This window comes from Pseudoclavibacter sp. AY1F1 (genome assembly GCF_002931075.1).
Lineage (GTDB): Bacteria > Actinomycetota > Actinomycetes > Actinomycetales > Microbacteriaceae > Pseudoclavibacter.
Window position 1 is genome coordinate 213,179 of sequence record NZ_PSTQ01000004.1, and the last position, 16,350, is coordinate 229,528.

At 68.4% G+C, this 16,350-nt stretch carries 21 protein-coding genes; 10 read left to right on the top strand and 11 right to left on the bottom strand.

What is annotated here, in order from left to right:
* The first annotated feature begins 2 nt into the window (after positions 1-2).
* The 4 genes from moaC to C5B85_RS09275 are packed head-to-tail and all read left to right on the top strand — an operon-like array spanning position 3 to position 1,724.
* Complete coding sequence (moaC, locus tag C5B85_RS09260) at positions 3-476, top strand: cyclic pyranopterin monophosphate synthase MoaC (RefSeq protein WP_104285732.1); 474 nt, start codon at positions 3-5, stop codon at positions 474-476.
* The gene (locus C5B85_RS09265; protein ID WP_104285733.1) at positions 458-1,201 is read left to right on the top strand and encodes a molybdenum cofactor guanylyltransferase; all 744 of its coding nucleotides are present in this window, start codon (positions 458-460) and stop codon (positions 1,199-1,201) included. Before moaC ends, C5B85_RS09265 begins: the two co-directional genes overlap by 19 nt.
* Positions 1,198-1,479: a DUF6457 domain-containing protein gene (locus C5B85_RS09270; protein WP_104285734.1), complete on the top strand. Its 282-nt coding sequence runs from the start codon at positions 1,198-1,200 to the stop codon at positions 1,477-1,479. The genes C5B85_RS09265 and C5B85_RS09270 overlap by 4 nt, the downstream gene beginning before the upstream one ends.
* Entirely contained in the window at positions 1,476-1,724 is a 249-nt protein-coding gene (locus tag C5B85_RS09275) for a MoaD/ThiS family protein (RefSeq protein WP_104285735.1), read from the top strand. The genes C5B85_RS09270 and C5B85_RS09275 overlap by 4 nt, the downstream gene beginning before the upstream one ends.
* Before the next feature lie 35 nt (positions 1,725-1,759).
* On the opposite strand, the gene moaA is transcribed toward C5B85_RS09275, so the two are convergent.
* The 4 genes from moaA to C5B85_RS09295 are packed head-to-tail and all read right to left on the bottom strand — an operon-like array spanning position 1,760 to position 4,289.
* A complete protein-coding gene (gene moaA, locus C5B85_RS09280; protein ID WP_104285736.1) occupies positions 1,760-2,887 on the bottom strand; it encodes a GTP 3',8-cyclase MoaA in 1,128 nt (375 codons plus the stop codon).
* A complete protein-coding gene (locus C5B85_RS09285) occupies positions 2,884-3,306 on the bottom strand; it encodes a molybdenum cofactor biosynthesis protein MoaE (protein ID WP_104285737.1) in 423 nt (140 codons plus the stop codon). Before C5B85_RS09285 ends, moaA begins: the two co-directional genes overlap by 4 nt.
* Positions 3,303-3,845: a molybdenum cofactor biosynthesis protein B gene (locus C5B85_RS09290; RefSeq protein ID WP_104285738.1), complete on the bottom strand. Its 543-nt coding sequence runs from the start codon at positions 3,843-3,845 to the stop codon at positions 3,303-3,305. Before C5B85_RS09290 ends, C5B85_RS09285 begins: the two co-directional genes overlap by 4 nt.
* 39 nt (positions 3,846-3,884) lie before the next feature.
* Entirely contained in the window at positions 3,885-4,289 is a 405-nt protein-coding gene (locus C5B85_RS09295; protein WP_104285739.1) for a DUF1304 domain-containing protein, read from the bottom strand.
* A gap of 54 nt (positions 4,290-4,343) precedes the next feature.
* Between C5B85_RS09295 and C5B85_RS09300 the strand changes: the two genes are divergently transcribed.
* From C5B85_RS09300 to C5B85_RS09310, 3 genes are all read left to right on the top strand, one after another.
* A complete protein-coding gene (locus C5B85_RS09300) occupies positions 4,344-4,904 on the top strand; it encodes a TetR/AcrR family transcriptional regulator (protein WP_104285740.1) in 561 nt (186 codons plus the stop codon).
* A gap of 154 nt (positions 4,905-5,058) precedes the next feature.
* The gene (locus C5B85_RS09305) at positions 5,059-5,430 is read left to right on the top strand and encodes a helix-turn-helix transcriptional regulator (protein WP_104285741.1); all 372 of its coding nucleotides are present in this window, start codon (positions 5,059-5,061) and stop codon (positions 5,428-5,430) included.
* Positions 5,427-5,912, top strand: a complete 486-nt coding sequence (locus C5B85_RS09310; RefSeq protein WP_104285742.1) for an SRPBCC family protein — start codon at positions 5,427-5,429, stop codon at positions 5,910-5,912. Before C5B85_RS09305 ends, C5B85_RS09310 begins: the two co-directional genes overlap by 4 nt.
* Before the next feature lie 185 nt (positions 5,913-6,097).
* Here C5B85_RS09310 and C5B85_RS09315 read toward each other — a convergent pair whose 3' ends face one another.
* The 4 genes from C5B85_RS09315 to C5B85_RS09330 all read right to left on the bottom strand — a co-directional run bounded on the left by C5B85_RS09315 (position 6,098) and on the right by C5B85_RS09330 (position 11,069).
* The gene (locus tag C5B85_RS09315) at positions 6,098-7,387 is read right to left on the bottom strand and encodes a glycosyltransferase (RefSeq protein ID WP_104285743.1); all 1,290 of its coding nucleotides are present in this window, start codon (positions 7,385-7,387) and stop codon (positions 6,098-6,100) included.
* Entirely contained in the window at positions 7,384-9,666 is a 2,283-nt protein-coding gene (locus tag C5B85_RS09320) for a glycoside hydrolase domain-containing protein (protein WP_104285744.1), read from the bottom strand. Before C5B85_RS09320 ends, C5B85_RS09315 begins: the two co-directional genes overlap by 4 nt.
* A gap of 112 nt (positions 9,667-9,778) precedes the next feature.
* On the bottom strand, positions 9,779-10,678 hold the full coding sequence (locus C5B85_RS09325; RefSeq protein ID WP_104285745.1) for an oxygenase MpaB family protein: 900 nt from the start codon (positions 10,676-10,678) through the stop codon (positions 9,779-9,781).
* Complete coding sequence (locus C5B85_RS09330; protein ID WP_104285746.1) at positions 10,662-11,069, bottom strand: MarR family winged helix-turn-helix transcriptional regulator; 408 nt, start codon at positions 11,067-11,069, stop codon at positions 10,662-10,664. The genes C5B85_RS09325 and C5B85_RS09330 overlap by 17 nt, the downstream gene beginning before the upstream one ends.
* Before the next feature lie 89 nt (positions 11,070-11,158).
* Between C5B85_RS09330 and C5B85_RS09335 the strand changes: the two genes are divergently transcribed.
* Positions 11,159-12,085 carry an SDR family NAD(P)-dependent oxidoreductase gene (locus tag C5B85_RS09335; protein ID WP_104285747.1) on the top strand — a complete coding sequence of 309 codons (927 nt, stop codon included), beginning with the start codon at positions 11,159-11,161 and terminating at the stop codon, positions 12,083-12,085.
* A 15-nt stretch (positions 12,086-12,100) separates the two neighbouring features.
* Here the strand turns inward: C5B85_RS09335 and C5B85_RS09340 are convergent, their stop codons facing one another.
* Positions 12,101-12,814 (bottom strand): RraA family protein, encoded by a 714-nt coding sequence (locus C5B85_RS09340; RefSeq protein WP_104285748.1) that lies wholly within the window; start codon positions 12,812-12,814, stop codon positions 12,101-12,103.
* A gap of 107 nt (positions 12,815-12,921) precedes the next feature.
* Here C5B85_RS09340 and C5B85_RS09345 point away from each other — a divergent pair, with 107 nt between their 5' ends.
* Positions 12,922-14,388 (top strand): alanine--tRNA ligase-related protein, encoded by a 1,467-nt coding sequence (locus C5B85_RS09345; protein WP_104285749.1) that lies wholly within the window; start codon positions 12,922-12,924, stop codon positions 14,386-14,388.
* Positions 14,385-15,056 carry a hypothetical protein gene (locus C5B85_RS09350; protein ID WP_146077914.1) on the top strand — a complete coding sequence of 224 codons (672 nt, stop codon included), beginning with the start codon at positions 14,385-14,387 and terminating at the stop codon, positions 15,054-15,056. The genes C5B85_RS09345 and C5B85_RS09350 overlap by 4 nt, the downstream gene beginning before the upstream one ends.
* A 56-nt stretch (positions 15,057-15,112) precedes the next feature.
* Here the strand turns inward: C5B85_RS09350 and C5B85_RS09355 are convergent, their stop codons facing one another.
* Together C5B85_RS09355 and C5B85_RS09360 are read right to left on the bottom strand one after the other, a co-directional pair.
* Positions 15,113-15,775 (bottom strand): PadR family transcriptional regulator, encoded by a 663-nt coding sequence (locus C5B85_RS09355; RefSeq protein WP_104285751.1) that lies wholly within the window; start codon positions 15,773-15,775, stop codon positions 15,113-15,115.
* A 117-nt stretch (positions 15,776-15,892) separates the two neighbouring features.
* Positions 15,893-16,318 (bottom strand): NUDIX domain-containing protein, encoded by a 426-nt coding sequence (locus C5B85_RS09360; RefSeq protein WP_219819388.1) that lies wholly within the window; start codon positions 16,316-16,318, stop codon positions 15,893-15,895.
* Between the last annotated feature and the right edge of the window lie 32 nt (positions 16,319-16,350).

Genomic DNA, 16,350 nt, shown 5'->3' on the forward strand with positions numbered 1-16,350 from the left:
GCATGACGAACTTCACGCACCTCGACGCAGCCGGCCACGCACGCATGGTGGACGTCACCGAGAAGCAGCCCACCGTGCGGGCCGCGACTGCCTCCGGCATGGTCTACTGCGGTGAAAAGGTGCTCGAGGCGCTCACCAACGACTCGGTGCCGAAGGGCGACGCGTTCGCGGTTGCACGGATCGCCGGCATCCAAGGCGCGAAGAAGTGCGCCGAGCTCCTCCCGCTCGCCCACATCATCGGCGTGCACGGGGCGAGCGTCGACCTCGAACTGCGAGACGACGGCGTGCTCATCACCGCGACCGTGCGCACGGCCGACCGCACGGGCGTCGAGATGGAGGCGTTCACGGCCGTGTCGGTCGCCGCGCTCGCGCTGGTCGACATGGTGAAGGGCATCGACAAGTCGGTGACGATCGGCGACATCAAGCTCATCGCGAAGACCGGCGGAAAGTCGGGCCCGTGGAAGCGCGAGCAGTAGCGCAGCCGACCCGCGGCACCGGGGCGGAGGGCGAATTCGACGCGGTCATCCTGGCGGGTGGGCGCGGGTCGCGGCTCGGTGGCGTCAGCAAGGGCGACCTCGAGGTGGGTGGCCGCCGCCTCGTCGACATCGCGGTCGGTGCTGCAGTGGATGCAGGGGCGTGCCGCGTCATTGTCGTCGGTCCGGTTGCCGTGGATGCGCCGGCTGTGAGTGTCACCGAAGACCCGCCGTTCGGCGGCCCCGCGGCAGGCCTCGCGGCCGCGCTCCCCAGCGTCACCGCACCGCGACTGCTCCTCCTGGCGTGCGACCTCCCGAGGGCCGCAGAGCTCGTCGCGCGCCTGCTCGACGGCACCGGAAAGGCATCGGGCCCGAGCGCCGATCCGCCGTCCGGGTCCGGGTCAGGGTCCGGGTCCGGGTCCGGGTCCGGGTCCGGGTCCGGGTCCGACGGCAGACTGATCGTCGACGCCGACGGACGTCCCCAGTGGCTCGCGGGGCTGTACCGGACCCAGGCGGTCAGGGAACCGCTCGAAGTCGCCACCGCGGAGTCAGACGCGCATGGTCTCCCCATCCGGCGGATCCTCGAGTCGCTCGACCTCACGCCCCTGGCAGACACGCAGGGTGCCAGCGAGGATATCGACACCCCAGAGCAGCTCGCGGCAGCCCGAGCTCGCCAGACGGCCCTCATGCACACCGAAATCAGCACCGGAAAGGAACGTCAACGATGACCGAGAAGCCGAAACACCTGCCGCCGGAGGCACTCGACGACTGGCTCGCCGAGGTGAAGCGTGTACTCGAGATCGGCGACGACATCGATGTCGGCGCCCTGCTCGACGTCGCCAGGGACGTCGCCCACAACGTCGCACGGCCAGCGGCGCCGCTGACGACGTTCGCGCTTGGGGTCGCACTGGGGCGACAGAGCTCCGCCGCCGAGTCGCCCGAGGCCCTTGCTCGCCTCGCAGAACTCGTGACCGCGCGTGCCCTCACCTGGGAGCACGGCGCATGAGCGGGCCGTCCCGAGTGCGCGTCTTCGCCGGCGCCGCGGAAGCCGTCGGCGGCAGCGAATTCGCGCTCGAGGTCGACTCGATCGCGTCGCTCCTCCAGAAACTCAACCCGACGGCCGACGCTCAAGTGGCTGAGGTGCTCGCCCGCTGCTCGTTTCTCGTGGACGGAGTGCGCACCTCCGACGCCGAGGCGCGCATCACGCCAGGCGCATCCGTCGACGTGCTCCCGCCCTTCGCAGGAGGCTGACGGGAAACGCCTCGCCGCCGATGTCGCAGGCGTCCTTAGCCGCCGATGGCGTTCATGCCACGGGCGGGCTGCAGGAAGCTCGGGTCGTTGATGGCGTGGCCTGGCAGCTTGTTGTGGATGCACGAGCGGAGCATGGAGTCGGCCGCCAGCTCTGCGTCGGTCCAGCGCCCCGCGGAGTGGCGCACGCTCGCAGCTTCGTCGTCGTCAGCCGCGAAGTTCTTGTCGGCGCGCAGGATCGGCATGAGGTCGTACTCGCTTGTCGAGAACAGGCAGTTGCGGAGCTGCCCGTCTGCCGTGAGTCGCAGGCGGTCGCAGTTGCCGCAGAAAGGTGCCGTGACGGAGGCGATGACGCCGACCGTGTGCGGGCCGCCGTCGATCGTCCAGCGTTCGGCGGGCGCACCGCCGCGGCCAGGTACCGGCTCGAGCGAGAACCTCGCGCCGAGCGAGTCGAGGAGCTCTTCCCTGGTCACCATCTGCGTGCGGTCCCACGTGTGGCCGGCATCGAGGGGCATCTGCTCGATGAAGCGCATCTGTGCGTCGTGCTCCATGGCGAACTCGACGAGTTCCACGATCTCGTCGTCGTTCACTCCCCGCATGGCGACGGCGTTGAGCTTGAGCGGGCGCAGCGACGAGGCCTGGGCTGCCCTGATGCCGACAAGCACCTCGTCGAGCTTGTCGCGCCTCGTGAGGGACGCGAAGCGGTCGCGTCGGAGCGTGTCGATCGAGATGTTGAGTCGGTCGAGTCCCGCGTCGATGAGCTGCGGCAGCAGACGGGGCAGCAGTATCCCGTTGGTGGTCATCGCGAGCTGCACGGGCCCGGCCGGACCCTCGATCGCGGAGATGCGTCGCACGATGTCGACGACGTCGCGCCGCAGCAGCGGCTCACCGCCGGTCAGTCGGAACGTTGTGATGCCGGAGGCAGCGGCGAGCTGGGCCAGACGCACGATCTGGTCGGTCGTGAGGATGCTGTCCCTCTCGAGGAACTCGTTGCCCTCGGCGGGCATGCAGTAGGTGCAGCGCAGCGAGCACTTGTCGGTCAGCGAGATGCGGAGGTCGCGGTGCACTCGACCATGGGTGTCGACAAGCGGGTCACCGGGCGCGGCGGCCAGCTGGGCTTCCACGAGTCGAGGACGTCGCGCGATCGTGACGGGCACTGCGGTCATGGCAGGCCAACCCAGGAGGCGTTGCCGTCAGCCTCGTGCTGCTGCTTCCAGATCGGCACCTCGGCCTTGACCGCCTCGACGAGGGAGCGGCTGACGTCGTAGGCGTCCCCCCTGTGGGCGCTCGCGACGCAGGCTATGAGGGCGATGTCGCCGACCTCCAGGTGCCCGATGCGGTGGCTGACCGCGACGCGCACGCCGTCGCGGGCGTGCGTGGCGACCAGGCCCTCGAGTACACGCTCGGCCTCTGGATGCGCGGTGTAGTCGAGCGAGACGACCCTGCCAGCCGCCTCCGGGTCGTGGTCCCTGATCTGCCCGACGAAGGTCACGACGGCGCCCGCGTGGGGGTCGTCGACGGCGGCAAGGTGCTCCGCGAGCAGCAGCTCGTCGGTGGTGACGCGGGCGAGAGGGCTGGCGCTCACGAAGCGTGGTCTCCGCCGTGAAGCTGGTCGAGAACGTGCGGGATGAGGGGCGCGAGCACCGAGACGCCGTCGCGGGCTGCCCCCGGCGAGCCCGCAAGGTTGACGACGAGGCTGGGTGCCCCGCGGCCCGGTCGGTCGATGATCCCGGCGAGTCCACGCGAGAGCACCGCGGTCGGGACCCGGTCGCGGGCGGTGGCTCGCAGCGCTTCGGCGATGCCGGGAAGCTCGCGCGTAATGAGCGGCCAGGTGGCCTCTGGGGTTTCGTCGCGCGGCGAGAGACCCGTGCCGCCGAGGGTGAGGATGATCCGCGCACCCGCATCCGCCGCGTGCGCGATCGCGTCCCGCACCACCGTCGCCCCGTCCGCGACGACCGTCAGCGTGACCGTCGTGTAGCCGTGGCGCGCGAGCGCCTCGAGGGCAGCGGGCCCGGAGATGTCTTCACGCTCGCCCCGCGCCGACCGATCGGAGACCGTGATGACGGCGATCGTCGCATGCTGCTCTTGGTTCGATGCTTGTCGCTCGAGGGACGCTTCCTGCATGGACCGAGCGTACCCGCTCCCCTCCCGGAGAACCCCGGCTCAGCCCGCGAACGCGCCGGTTCCGGCAGCGATACCGAGGAGGACGACCGCGATGAGCGGGAAGGTGCCCTGCGTGGCTCCGGCGCGCAGCTTCGTGCGGTCGTTCGCGATGAGCACGATGGCGGCCAGCAGCATGGAACCTGCGCCGGCGAAGACGAGCGTTGCTCCGATCGCGGTGTGCCCATCGAATGCCAGCACGACCCCGAGGCCGGCCATGATCGCGAGGAAGAGGTTGTAGAACCCCTGGTTGAAGGCCATTGGCTTGAGCGTTTCGGCAACCTCGAGTGAGGGCACGCCGAAGGTCTTCCTCGTCGACTCGGAGGTCCAGCGGATTGACTCGAGCACGAAGATGTAGACGTGCAGAAGGGCCGCGAGGGCGGCGAAGACGAGGGCGGCGACAAGCATGGATGCTCCTAGATCAGTGTATTCTGAAACGAACGTTACAGTATCGGAGGCCGCATGGCACGCACGACGGGCTTTGACCGACAGGACGCGGTCGCGGGCGCCAGGACACTCTTCTGGCGCCGGGGCTACGACTCGGCGTCGACCAGCGATATCGAAGCCGCCACTGGCCTGAGCCGCTCGAGCATCTACAACACCTTCGGCAGCAAGCGCGGGCTCTTCGACGCCGCCATCCAGAGCTACCTCGACGAGGTTGTGCACCCCCTCCTCAGCCCCCTCCGCGCGGACCAGATCTCCAACATCGCACTCGATGACTACCTCTCGCGACTCTCGACGGCGGCCCTGACACAGGACCGCCGCGACGACGTTCGCGGGTGCCTTCTCCTCGCAACCGCCTCGAGCTCGCTTGCCGAGGATCCCGCGATTCGCGCATCCATCACCGACTACCGCGCGACACTCGAGCACGCCATCACTCGAGGGACTCAGCATCTCGGTCATGCAGACCCGATGGGCACCCTCGTGACAGCCGCGGTGGTCGGCGCCCTCACGATCGCCCGAGTCGACGGCCGCGCCGCAGCTGACGCCCTCGAGGCGGCAAGGGCCCTGATCCGAGCCTGAGCACGTCCGCAGGTCACCCGCAAACGCAGGTCGCTCTTCAACCGGGTCCGGATGCCAATCCAGACCACTCATCAACCAAAAGGTTGACAATTTCGCCCCGGCGATGCAGACTCGATTCATCAACCAAAAGGTTGATGAACCGAAATGAGGGGCCATGCCCGCCGACGCACTCTCCCCCGTCTTCGCCGCACTCGCCGACCCGACCCGGCGAGACATCGTCGCCAGGCTCGCAGACGGCGACGCGACCGTCGGAGAGCTCGCGGCCCCGTACGACGTCTCCGTGCAGGCCATCTCGAAGCACCTCCGAGTCCTCGAAGACTCGGGACTCGTGTCCCGCACGAGCGACGCTGTGCGTGCCCCCCGTCACCTCGAAGCGGAGGTCCTGAGCCTCATGACCAAGTGGATAGAGCGCTACCAGGCGAACGCCGAGGCCAGGTTCCGCCGACTCGACGCGCTCCTCGAAGCGACTGCCGACGAGAGCCAGCACCAACCAGCACCAGCACCCACGAAAGGAACCCCATCATGACCAGCACATCAGCCAAGGACACCGTCGTCACCGTTGGCGAGGACCTCCCGAACGTCGCCATCGTGCGCGAGTTCGACGCCACCCCTGAGCGCGTGTTCCGCGCGTTTGTCGACCCAGACCTCTTCACGAAGTGGGTCGGGCCACACCAGGTCTCCACCAACATCGACCACTGGAACGCGGTCACGGGCGGCTCGTACCGCTGGTCCAACCTGCAGGACGGCGAGGAGATCGCGAGCTTCTACGGCTCCTTCCACGAGATCCGCGAGAACGAGCGCATCGTGCAGACGCAGACCTTCGAGATGATCCCGGACGGCGTGCTGCTCGAGACGATCACCTTCGAGCCACTGGAGGGCGGTCGCACGCGGGTCACGAGCACCAGCCTGCTCGAGTCGTTCGAGATGCGCGACGGCCTCGTCGCGAGCGGCATGGAGCACGGCGTGCGCGCCGGCTACGAGAAGCTCGACGCGCTCCTCGCCTCCTGACGTCAGCTCCTGCTCGCGCCGCCATCACCGGCGAACTTGCGTGACGAAAGCCCCGGCATCCAGCACTCAGTGCCGGGTCTCCGGGGCTTTCATCACGCACGTTGGTCAGGCGGGGAGGGGGTCAGGTCACTGGACGCGCGGCAGGCTTCCCTGCGGCAGGCTTCCGCGCGGCAGGCTTCCTTGCGTCAGGCGGCGAGCGCCGCCTGGGGCAGCCGGTCGAAGAGCTTGTCGAAGACGGCGAGCCGGTCGAACTGCAGCGCGTAGTCCCTCGCCTGCACCGCGAGCAGCCGCCGTTCGGCGGCGCTGGTCTCAAGCACGGCCGTGTTCAGCGCCTCGGCGATCGACGAGGGGCTATTGACCGGCACGATGAGTGCGTGGTCGCCAACGGCCTCCCCCACGCCGCCCGTGACGGTAGTGATGACGGGCCCGCCGCCGGCGAGCATCTTCTCCGCGAGCGCGATGCCGAACGTCTCGATGAACTCCGGACGCGGCTTCGTCGGCAGCACAAACGCGGCGCAGCCGGCCATGAGGAACGGCTTCTCCGCGTCGCCCACGTCCTCGAGGAAGTGGATGCGGTGCGCGAGCGGCGAGGCCGCCCCGATCGCCTTCAGCTCCTCGGCCTGCGGCCCGCGCCCGGCGATGACCAACTGGATTTCCGGGTCGTCGGCCACGCGCGACTGCTCGAAGCCAGCGATGAGGTCCTCGACGCCCTTCGCCTCTGTGAGCCGCGAGAGGAACATGACGTAGCCGTCCCGCTTGAGCCCGCGCGCCTCGACGGCGGCTGTGATATCGGCGTCCGCGAGCCCGACGTACGCGCTCGAGTCGATGGCTGGGTACGAGATGTCGATGCGGTCCTCGCACTGCGGCGCGTAGCGGGTGCCGTGCTGCGCATCCACCTTGGCCGCCTCCCCCACGATGAGGTCGCGCGTGTACTCGGAGACGGCGACGCACACATCCTGCGACAGGTACGCGGAGAGGATGTGGGCGGCGGCCCCGAGCCTGCCCTCCTCGACGGCGTGCTTGACGACGTTGGTGACGTCGGAGCCGACGGCCTCGGCGATGGTCGTCACGTTGACGGGCAGGCCCGTCGAGCGCGCCACGGTGAGCGCCTCGGCCACGGCGAGCGTGTGCGGGCTCAGGTACAACGACATGCAGACCGTCGGGACCCCGTCGGTGAAGAGCTCGACGAGACGGCCGACGAGGCCCGCGAGGTAGCGGCCGTCCGGCACCTTGTAGTCGCCGACCGGGGCTGGCCGGTCGACGAAGATGCCGTCGCTGTACGGCATGACGGTGTCGAGCGGTTTGAGCGGCAACCCTGCCGCCTGGAGGCGCTCGATGGGCCAGGTGACGATGCGCACCTCGTCGAAGCCGCGCAGGCGGGCGGCCTCCGCCAGGTTGCGAGCCTCCACGGAGTGCCCGCAGATGACTGGATCGGCGCGGACGACGATCACGAGGCGGTGCTGGATCTTGTTCATGAGGGTCCTCCCGGGGTTGGGGTCGACGGCTGGCCGCCGACGGTGGGTGGTAGTGCGGGTGTGGTGGTGGGGCTCAGTGCGGGGGCTGGGAACGAGGTCGGCAGGTCTTGTTCGCGGGTCCCCCAGTCGCTCCGTTCCGGGCCGAGTTCGAGGTGCAGTTCCTGCGCCGCCATGAGCTCGCTCGGTGACAGCCAGCTGCGGCTGAGCGGGCGGCCGTCGAGGTGGGCGCTCTGCACGTATTGCACGGGACCGCCGTGGGCTGGCTCACGGAAGCCCGTCGTCGTGACGCGGAATCGCTCCCCGTAGACGGCGAGCGACGATTCGGCGAACGCCGGCGCGTTGACGAGGAAGCTCGCCTGCCCCGCGACGGGGAAGAGTCCGAGCGACGCCCAGACATACCAGGAGCTGAGTCCGCCCGAGTCGTCGTTGCCGGGGAGTCCGCCTCGGCCGGTTGCGTACTGCTGGGTGATGACGGAGTGCACGATCTCGGCGGTTCGGTCTGGGCGGCCGGCGTAGTGGTACGCCCATGGCGCTTCCATGTCCGGTTCGTTGTTGAGCCCCTCGAAGCGTCCGAGGGCGTAGCCGGCGGCGAGCTCCTCGATGCCGGGCGAACGACCGGGTTGCGTGACGGGTGGTGCACCGTAGCCGAAGAACTCGTCGAGCTGGGCGACGAAGCCCTCAGCCCCGCCGCTCAGCTGCATCCGCCCGGCCATGTCGTGGAGGATGCGGAAGGAGTAGTTGTGCTTCGAGCCCTCGTAGAAGTTCGAGTCGACGAGCAGCCCCGTCTCGGGGTCGAAGGCGTTGCGCCACTGCCCCGCGCGCTTCTCGAGTTGCTGCACAAGCTGCAGGTCGCCGACGCGAGCGGCGACGCGAGCCGTGCACCAGTAGCCGAACGCGAGGTCGAGCGTGTGGGTGATGGGATGCGCGACCCCGCGCAACAGGAACTCTTCGCCGTAGGTGCGCCGGAGGTCGTCGGCCATGTGCACAAGCGCCCAGTCCCAGTCGATGCCGGGCAGCCCGAGCTGGCAGAGGTCGGCGAGGAAGGTGTGCGCGAGCGCGCTGCCCTGCCGCGAGAACCGGTCGCTGCCCTTCGCCATGCGGTAGCCGATCGGGAAGTTGCCCTCCTCCTCGCAGATCGTGAGGAGCGCGTTGGCGAGCTCCACCGCCTTGTCGGGGCGCAGCGCGGTCAGGAGGGGCAGTTGCGTCCGGTAGATGTCCCACATGGTCGAGAGGTCGAAGACGAACGGCCCGTCGCTTGGCCAGAACGGGCTCTCGTTGAGGGCGAACGACGGTTTGACGAACGAATGGTAGACGGCCGTCGAGAAAACCGTCTCGCGCTCCGTCGACCCGGTGTCGACCTCGATCTCGTCGAGCAGGTCCTGCCAGTCGCGCTCAGTCTCGGCGAGCCGGTCGGCGAACCGCGCCTCCCCGTCGCCGCAGTCGGCCCTGAGGTTCTTCTCGGCCTGTTCGACGCCGCGCAGCGAGAAGCCGATGCGGACCTCGACAACCTGCCCTTCTTCGCTCGGGCCCGCCCACATGAGGCCGAAGGGGCGCAGAGTCGTGGGTCGGATGTGGTCGAAGTCGAGGCGCGTGCCGCCCGGCATGAGGCGCCGGTCGTGCCACAGCATCTGCCGCCACTGCGGAGTGTCGCATTCGATGTGCACGGCGAGCGGCGCGCCCTCCGCGACGATCTCCCCCGTCGCGACGCCGGGCCTGACGGTCTCGAGGTGCGCCCGCAGCGGGACCGTCGCGCCGTACGGGATGGCGAGCCCGCCGAGGGAGAAGTCGACGACAACTCGTGCGCTCGAGTGCTTCGGGAACGTGTAGCGGTGCACGGCGCTCTTGGGCCCGACAGTGATCTCGGCGCGGATCCCGTTGCCGAGCGTCGCCGCGTAGTAGCCGGGCGAGGCGTCCTCGTCGTTGAGCGACCAGGTGCGGCCGAGCACGTCGAGCGGCTCGATCATGGGCGTCACGCGGAAGTAGTTGTAGTACTTGCGGATCGCGCCGGTTCCCGACTGCTGGAAGTGCGTGAACCCGGATGCGAGGGGCCGGTCGTAGATCGTCTCAGGCACGCCTTCGAGGCTGAGGTCGTATTTGCCGTACCCCGTCGGGTAGGCACCGGAGTAGGCGCAGGCCGACACCATCCCGAGCGGATACGTGGCACCGGGATGCGTGTTGCCGATCTGCGGCTTCGGCCACCACCAGGTCGCGGCGAGGCCCGTCTGCGGCGGCAGCGCAGTTGGCTCTGTGCCGATGAACGGGTCTACTCGGGTGGTCATGGTGTGAGCCTGAAGGGGCCCTGCTACGGGAGTGTGGACGTCACGTTACGTTCACGCGTCGGGAGACTGTGCACGCCCTGGGCTGTGGGGCTCCCCGAGGGAGCAAAACCGGTCAGACGAGTGGTTGTCCGCGTCGGATTCGCCTGCGGACATCCGAGAGGAGCAGGCGGTAGACGAGTCCGGAGACGGCAAGCGGCAGCGACCGTTCGACGCGCACCAAAACCGCCCGCTGACGAAGGAACCAGGCCTCGTCGGCGTCCGTCCATCGAACCCGGAGGGCTCGGCGGAACTCGGCGGGGAGGAAGCCGACCGTGAGTCGCTGGTGCCAGGCCCGCATGCGCTCGGGCAGCACCGCGGCCGCGAACTCGAGCCGCGCCACGTCGAGCAGGTAGGCGCGCACCTCGTCGTCGACGCGGAGCCTTGCGAGTTCACTCCGCCAGTACTCCTCGAAGGCGCCGGTCCCGCCCGGCCAGGCGCTCGGCGGCATCTGCAGTGTCGTGCCGAACACGCGCCCCTCAAGGAGGAAGCGCTCGGCGGCCGGCTCCGGCTGGGGCCCTTCGACAAGTTCGAGCACGTCACGCGACCCGACGAACAGGCACGCCGCGACCCACTTCTGCAGGTCGATCCGAAGCGCCGAATATTCCTCGCTAGCGCGCGGGTCGCGGTCGGAGCGGACCTGCGCGTGCTGGCGCGTCACAGCTCTGCGGTACGCGCGGCGTTCGTCAGCCGTGCCGAGCACCGCCACTGCGAGGTAGCTCAGTGTTGTCCTGGTGCGTTTGATCGGATGCACGTCGAGTCGCCCGCTCGCCACTCGGCTGTGCGCGACTCCCTGACCCACGGCCGGGTTGGACAGCTGCATGATGACGTTCGCGGCCCCCATGGTCAGCGCCAGCAGGCGCGAACTGCGCGGGAGCTCGACGCAGACGATGTCGTCGACGGAGGATGTGGTCCACCGCTCCGACGGGATCGCGCCTCCGAATGCGGCCGGGCTGCCGTCAGACGCTGTGCGCACTCAGGCTCTTCGCGATGGCCTTGAGCTCGGTGCTTGAGCAGCCGGCGAGCGGCGAGGCCCGTTTGAGCGCTGCGATCGCGAGCTTGCGGACCCGCTTGCCTTCGACGGTCAACGTCAGCACGCGCGAGCGGCGGTCGTGTTCGCTCTCCCGACGTTCGACGAGGCCGCGGTCGACAAGACGGTCCGAGACGAACGTGAGGTTCGACGCATTGCAGTGCAGCTTCGTCGCAAGCTCTTTCATTGCCGGCGGCTGCGCGTCAGGGTCAATGGCCCACAGGGCCTGCGCGGTCGGGAAGGTGAGGCCAAGCGCTTCGAGTTCCCGCTCAGCAGCCTCGTTGGTGCTCTGCGCGGTTTCGTAGACGGCACGAAGCGCCCGTTCCAGCGAATCCATATTCAGTACCTTACGCCACGGAAATATTTCAGCAATCGAAGCGTTGTACTCTGAGTCTCGAAACGTTCGAGGCTTGAAGGAGTGTGACGATGAAGACCTTCGCCATCACCGGTGCCACGCAGGGCGTCGGCTACTTTGCCGCGGAAGACCTCGCGCGCCGCGGCCATCATGTTGTCCTGCTCGGGCGCAACATCGACAAGCTCAACACGGCCCTCATCTCCATCACCGAGCAGGTCCCGGATGCGAGCACGAGCCGCATCCTCCTCGACCTCACCTCGAGCGAATCCATCGCGAACGCCGCCGCCTCGCTGAGTACCCGCGAGCGCCTCGACGGCCTGCTGCTGAACGCCGCGCACATGGCGCCGGGCGCGCAGCGCGAGTATGATTCCGCGGGCCGCGAGCTCACGATGTCGACCAACCACCTTGGGCACTTCGAGCTCACGGCGCAGCTCATGGATGCGCTCGCCGCTTCGAACCCGGCAGGACACGACGAGGAGTCCGGGAAGAGCCGCGTCGTCGCGGTTGGCAGCCTCGCGACTCGCATCTACCCGTTCGACCTCGAGGACTGGCAGAGCACTCACCTCTACGAGCCGCGCCGCGCTTACGCCGCATCGAAGCATGCGCTGGAGATGTTCACTTTCGAGCTCGACCGCCGGCTTCGCGCGGCCGATGCCGCCGCCGAGGCGCTCGTGGTCGACCCGGGTATCCCGGTGAACGGCGCGACCCCTGCGCGCCGAGGCGTGAACGAGCCGACCGGGTGGCAGAGGTTCACCTCTCGCCTCGCCGGCCCGTTTGCGCACGGCAAGCACCGCGCGGCGGCCATCGCCGTGCACGCGCTCACGAGCGACGCCGTCTCGGGCGGCGACTACCTCGGCCCTGCGCGCACGCTGCGCGGCGCCCCGGTGAAACTCGACAAGCCGGCCACCCAGCGCGATCGCGAGCGTGCCGAACGCCTCTGGCGCCTCAGCGAGGAGTCGACCTCCGCGACGTTTCGCCTGAACGAGACAGTGAGCTGACGCCAGCGACCCCCACTACACCTCGACTGCGCCGCCGACCCGGACCAGGTGCTCACGAAGCGTGAGCTGAGGCTCGCTTCGGCGCGCCTGGACGTAGGCGGAGAAGTGCACCTGGTCACGGAGCGTGGCACCGAGGCGGATACGCGAGGCCTGCGACCGTTCGACGTCGCGGATCTGCAGGGCGTGCATGAGCACCTCGTTGACTCGGTCCTCCTGCACGAAGATCAGCCCGTCTTCATCCCCGAAAACGGTGTCCCTCGTGCGAATGGTGTGCTCGCCGAACTCCGCCGAAGAGAAGGTGTTGCGACGACGCTCGTCAAGGCGTCTCGGTCCCGCGGGAAGCGCCCCGAGGCTGAACACGGGGAGGCCGATGTCGCGCAGATCTCGCGTGTCACGGTGCAACCCCCAGATGGCGATGCCGGAGAGGCCCGCCGATTTCGCCTCGAGCGCGACGAGGTCGCCGACGCAGCTCTCGTCGGTGCGCCCCTGGTTGTCGACGATGAGCACGTCACCGGGATGCGCCCGTTCGATGGCCTCGAGGAACACGTCCACGCTGCCAAAATGGCGCACTGGCAGACACCGCCCCGCGAGCCGCGGCGCGTCATCAGCCACGGCGGTCACCGCCGCGGGCCCGCAGCGGACCTCTAGGCCCGCCCGCACGCATCCGTCTGCGATGTGCGCGGTCGAAAGCCCCCTCGCGTCGGTCCATAATTGCGCGATCTCCTGCACAGTCGTCTCCCCTGAACCTCACTCGAGCACTCGTCGCCGAGTGCCTGAACGCCCCCACGTTCGGCGAGGTCACGATACGGCATCCTCAGGTGTGAAACACTCTGCACATGGACGCGCATGAGATTCGCAATGCCTACCTCGACTACCAGGAGCGACTCGGGCACGTCAGGATCGAGAGAGCCCCGCTCATCCCCCGCGGAGACGGCTCGACGCTGTTCACCGGAAGTGGCATGCAGGCACTCCTGCCCTACCTCCTCGGCGAGGATCACCCGGCAGGCACTCGCCTCACCGACAGCCAGCCGTGCGTGCGCGCGCAGGACATCGACGACGTCGGCGACAACCGCCACACGACGTTCTTCGAGATGCTCGGGAACTGGAGCCTCGGCGACTACTTCAAGGCCGAGCAGATACCCGCGTTCCTCGCGTTCCTCGTCGACACGGTTGGGCTCGACCCGAACCGCCTCTACGTGACGGCGTTCATCGGCGACGATGCGGCCGGAATTCCTCGCGACGACGAGGCCGCCAGCATCTGGCAGAAGGCGTTCGCGGAGCGCGGGATCGAAGCGGGCATCGTCGAGATGGGGAGCCAGGCGGACGGCGACGCTCGCGGCGTCAAGCCAGGCGAGCGCATCTTCTTCTACGACGGCAGCGAGAACTGGTGGTCGCGCGGCGGCTCCCTCGAGGCCACGCCCATCGGCGACCCTTGCGGCCCGGACAGCGAGGTCTTCTACGACTTCGGCCCAGAGCACCACGACTCGTCGTACGGCCAGGCGCACCCGGCGAGCGACAGCGGCCAGTTCATGGAGATCGGCAACCAGGTCTTCATGCAGTACCGGCGCCTCGAGGACGGATCGTTTGTCGAGCTCGAGCGGCGCAATGTCGACTTCGGCGGAGGGCTCGAGCGCATCGCCGCCGCGGCCATCCACTCCCCCGACGTGTTCCGCATCTCGCTCCTGCGCCCCATCGTCGAGCAGATCGAGCAGCTGAGCGGCGAGAGCTACGAAGAGCACACGCTCTCGATGCGCATCATCGCCGACCATCTGCGCGGCGCTACCTTCCTCGCGGTCGACGGAGTTGTGCCATCGAACAAGGAGCAGGGCTACGTCATGCGGCGCCTCGTCCGGCGCGCCATCCGCGAGGCGCTCATCCTCGGCATCTCGGAGAACTTCTTCGCCGAGCTCGTACCGACCATCGCCGACCTCTACGTCGCCGACTACCCGGAGGTGCTCGAGCGTCACGACCAGGTCGTCGCGGTCCTCGTCAAGGAGGAGCGCTCGTTCCGCCGCACCCTCAAGGGCGGGCTGAAGGCGCTTGCCGCCTACAAGGGCTCGACACTCACGGGCGCCGACGTGTTCCTGCTGTCCGACACGCACGGATTCCCCCGCGAGCTGAGCGTCGAGGAGGCGAAGCGACAGGGCATCGAGGTCGACCCGGCGTGGGAGGCCGAGTTCCTCGCGGCGCTCGAGGAGCAGCGTGCTCGCTCGCGCGGCGCCACGAAGCTGGGCACGGCGGGTCTGCCGCACCAGGAAGCGCAGGCGCAGCAGGAGACGCAGGCTCCCAAGGACCAGGGATGATGTTCCGCTGGCGCCGAAAGTCTCGAACTGCCTCGACAAGTCAGCAGACGAAGCCGAAAAAGAAAAACGGGCTGCCACCCGTCATCTTCCCGGAACTCTCCGAGGCGATCGACGACGGTATCCTGCTCGCGCTGCGCATCGTCAGGCTCGACATTAAAAACGCGATCATCAAGCGAACGGTCGGTGAGAAGGTTCCGTTTGCTGCGGCCGACTATCGGGATGCGGCGAATGCGTCGCTCGACCGAGTGCTCAAGGAGCTGCGGTACTCGGCTGAACGCGTTGCGGGAGTGCGCGATCGGGCCCGACCGGGCAGGTCGCTGAGCGCCCATGACTACCGGCACGCGGACATAGAGACGCTGAGCTTCCGCGAGCGCGCCTCCCAGGCGGTGAGCGAGCGCATCGAATCGGATCGCGAGGATGAGGCGTACCTTGACGGCCTCATCGAGCAGGCGAGAGCAGATGCGTGGACCGAGATCTCGGCGCACATCGAGCGGGAGCTGCTCGACCCGTGGTCGAAGGGCAGCCCGCGGATGCAGCTGCCGTCCTCACCAGAGGACGACCCTGAGCGCGGGGACCGCTTCGATGACCTCGAGAAGGAGCTCAGGAAGCTCGCTCGGGAGGCGAAGATCCAGGAGCGTCGCGACGCGAAGCAACGCGAACGCTCCTGAGCCCCCTGTTCAGGTGCCCTCTGGGGGCAATCCTGGCCGCCGTGTCCGCCACGACGCTACTTGGCGAGGATTGTGTACAGCGCCTTGCGCGCGTCGTCGAGAACCTTGGTGGCTTCCTGCTGCTGCTCTTCGGTCGCGCCGAGTCGGAACTGCTGCATGACGCCCATGAACTGCATGGCCGACTCGCGGAGACCGCTCGCCGACTCTGACATTCCGGCGACGCCGCGCCAGCCCTGCTCGAGCTCTTCTGCGTGCTCGGCGACATAGGTACGGCCGGCCTCGCTCAGCTCGAAGACTGGCTTCTTTTCGGTGCCGCCCTGTTCGATGAGCTCCTCGTCGACGAGCTGCTGCAGCGTTGGGTAGACGGAGCCGGGGCTCGGGCGCCAGACGCCGTCGGTCTTCTCGGCGATGCCCTTGATCAGGCCGTAGCCGTTCGATGACCCCTCGGCGAGGAGGGAGAGGATGGCGGAACGGACGTCGCCCTTTCCTGCTCGGCGGTGGCCGCGTGGGCCGAACTTGGGTCCGAAGCCGGGACCATGGCCCGCACCTGGTCCGAAGCCGGGGCCGAATCCGCGACCGGGGCCGAATCCGTGCGAGAAGCGGCGGACACGTTCGTCCTGCTCTGCCTCGTGACCGAAGCCGCGACTGCGGCCGTGCTCGTGGGAGTGCCCTCGGTCAGCGTCGAAGGGGTGGTGGTTATGGGTGAAGTGCTTACGCATGGGTGAACCTTTCTTCCGGAGCTGCCGTGTGCAACTCCGATAGCTCGACGATATATCGGTGAAGAGTCGCTGTCAAGCGATATATCGGAGAATGTTCTGCAGGTTCGAGGTTCAGTGTCAGAGACGCGCGTCGCGAAGCCTCCGCAGCTCCGGCATGACGCACTCGCTGAGCAGCGGAGCGAGGTCGTCGAGGTCTGCCGTCGACCCCGGGTACCCATCCACCCACCGGAGCTCGGCGATCTCCGCCCTGGCACGTGGCGTTCCCGTGAGCGTCGCGAGGAAGACGGTTCCGACCAGATCTGTCGCGGCCTCGTTGGCGGCGGCAGTTGTCCACTCGCCGAGGAGCGTCACGTCGGCGTCGTCGAGCACGATGCCAACCTCCTCCTCGATCTCGCGGATCGCAGCGGCCTTCGGCGTCTCCCCAAATTCGAGCTTCCCGCCTGGCAGCATGAACTTCGTTGTCCCACGTTTGCGGACCGTGAGCACCCGCCCCTCGGAATCCTCGAAGCAGATGGCGGCGACAGTAAGCACAGGAACGGGCACGCACCAAGGATAGGTGCGTGCCCGCGAGCGTC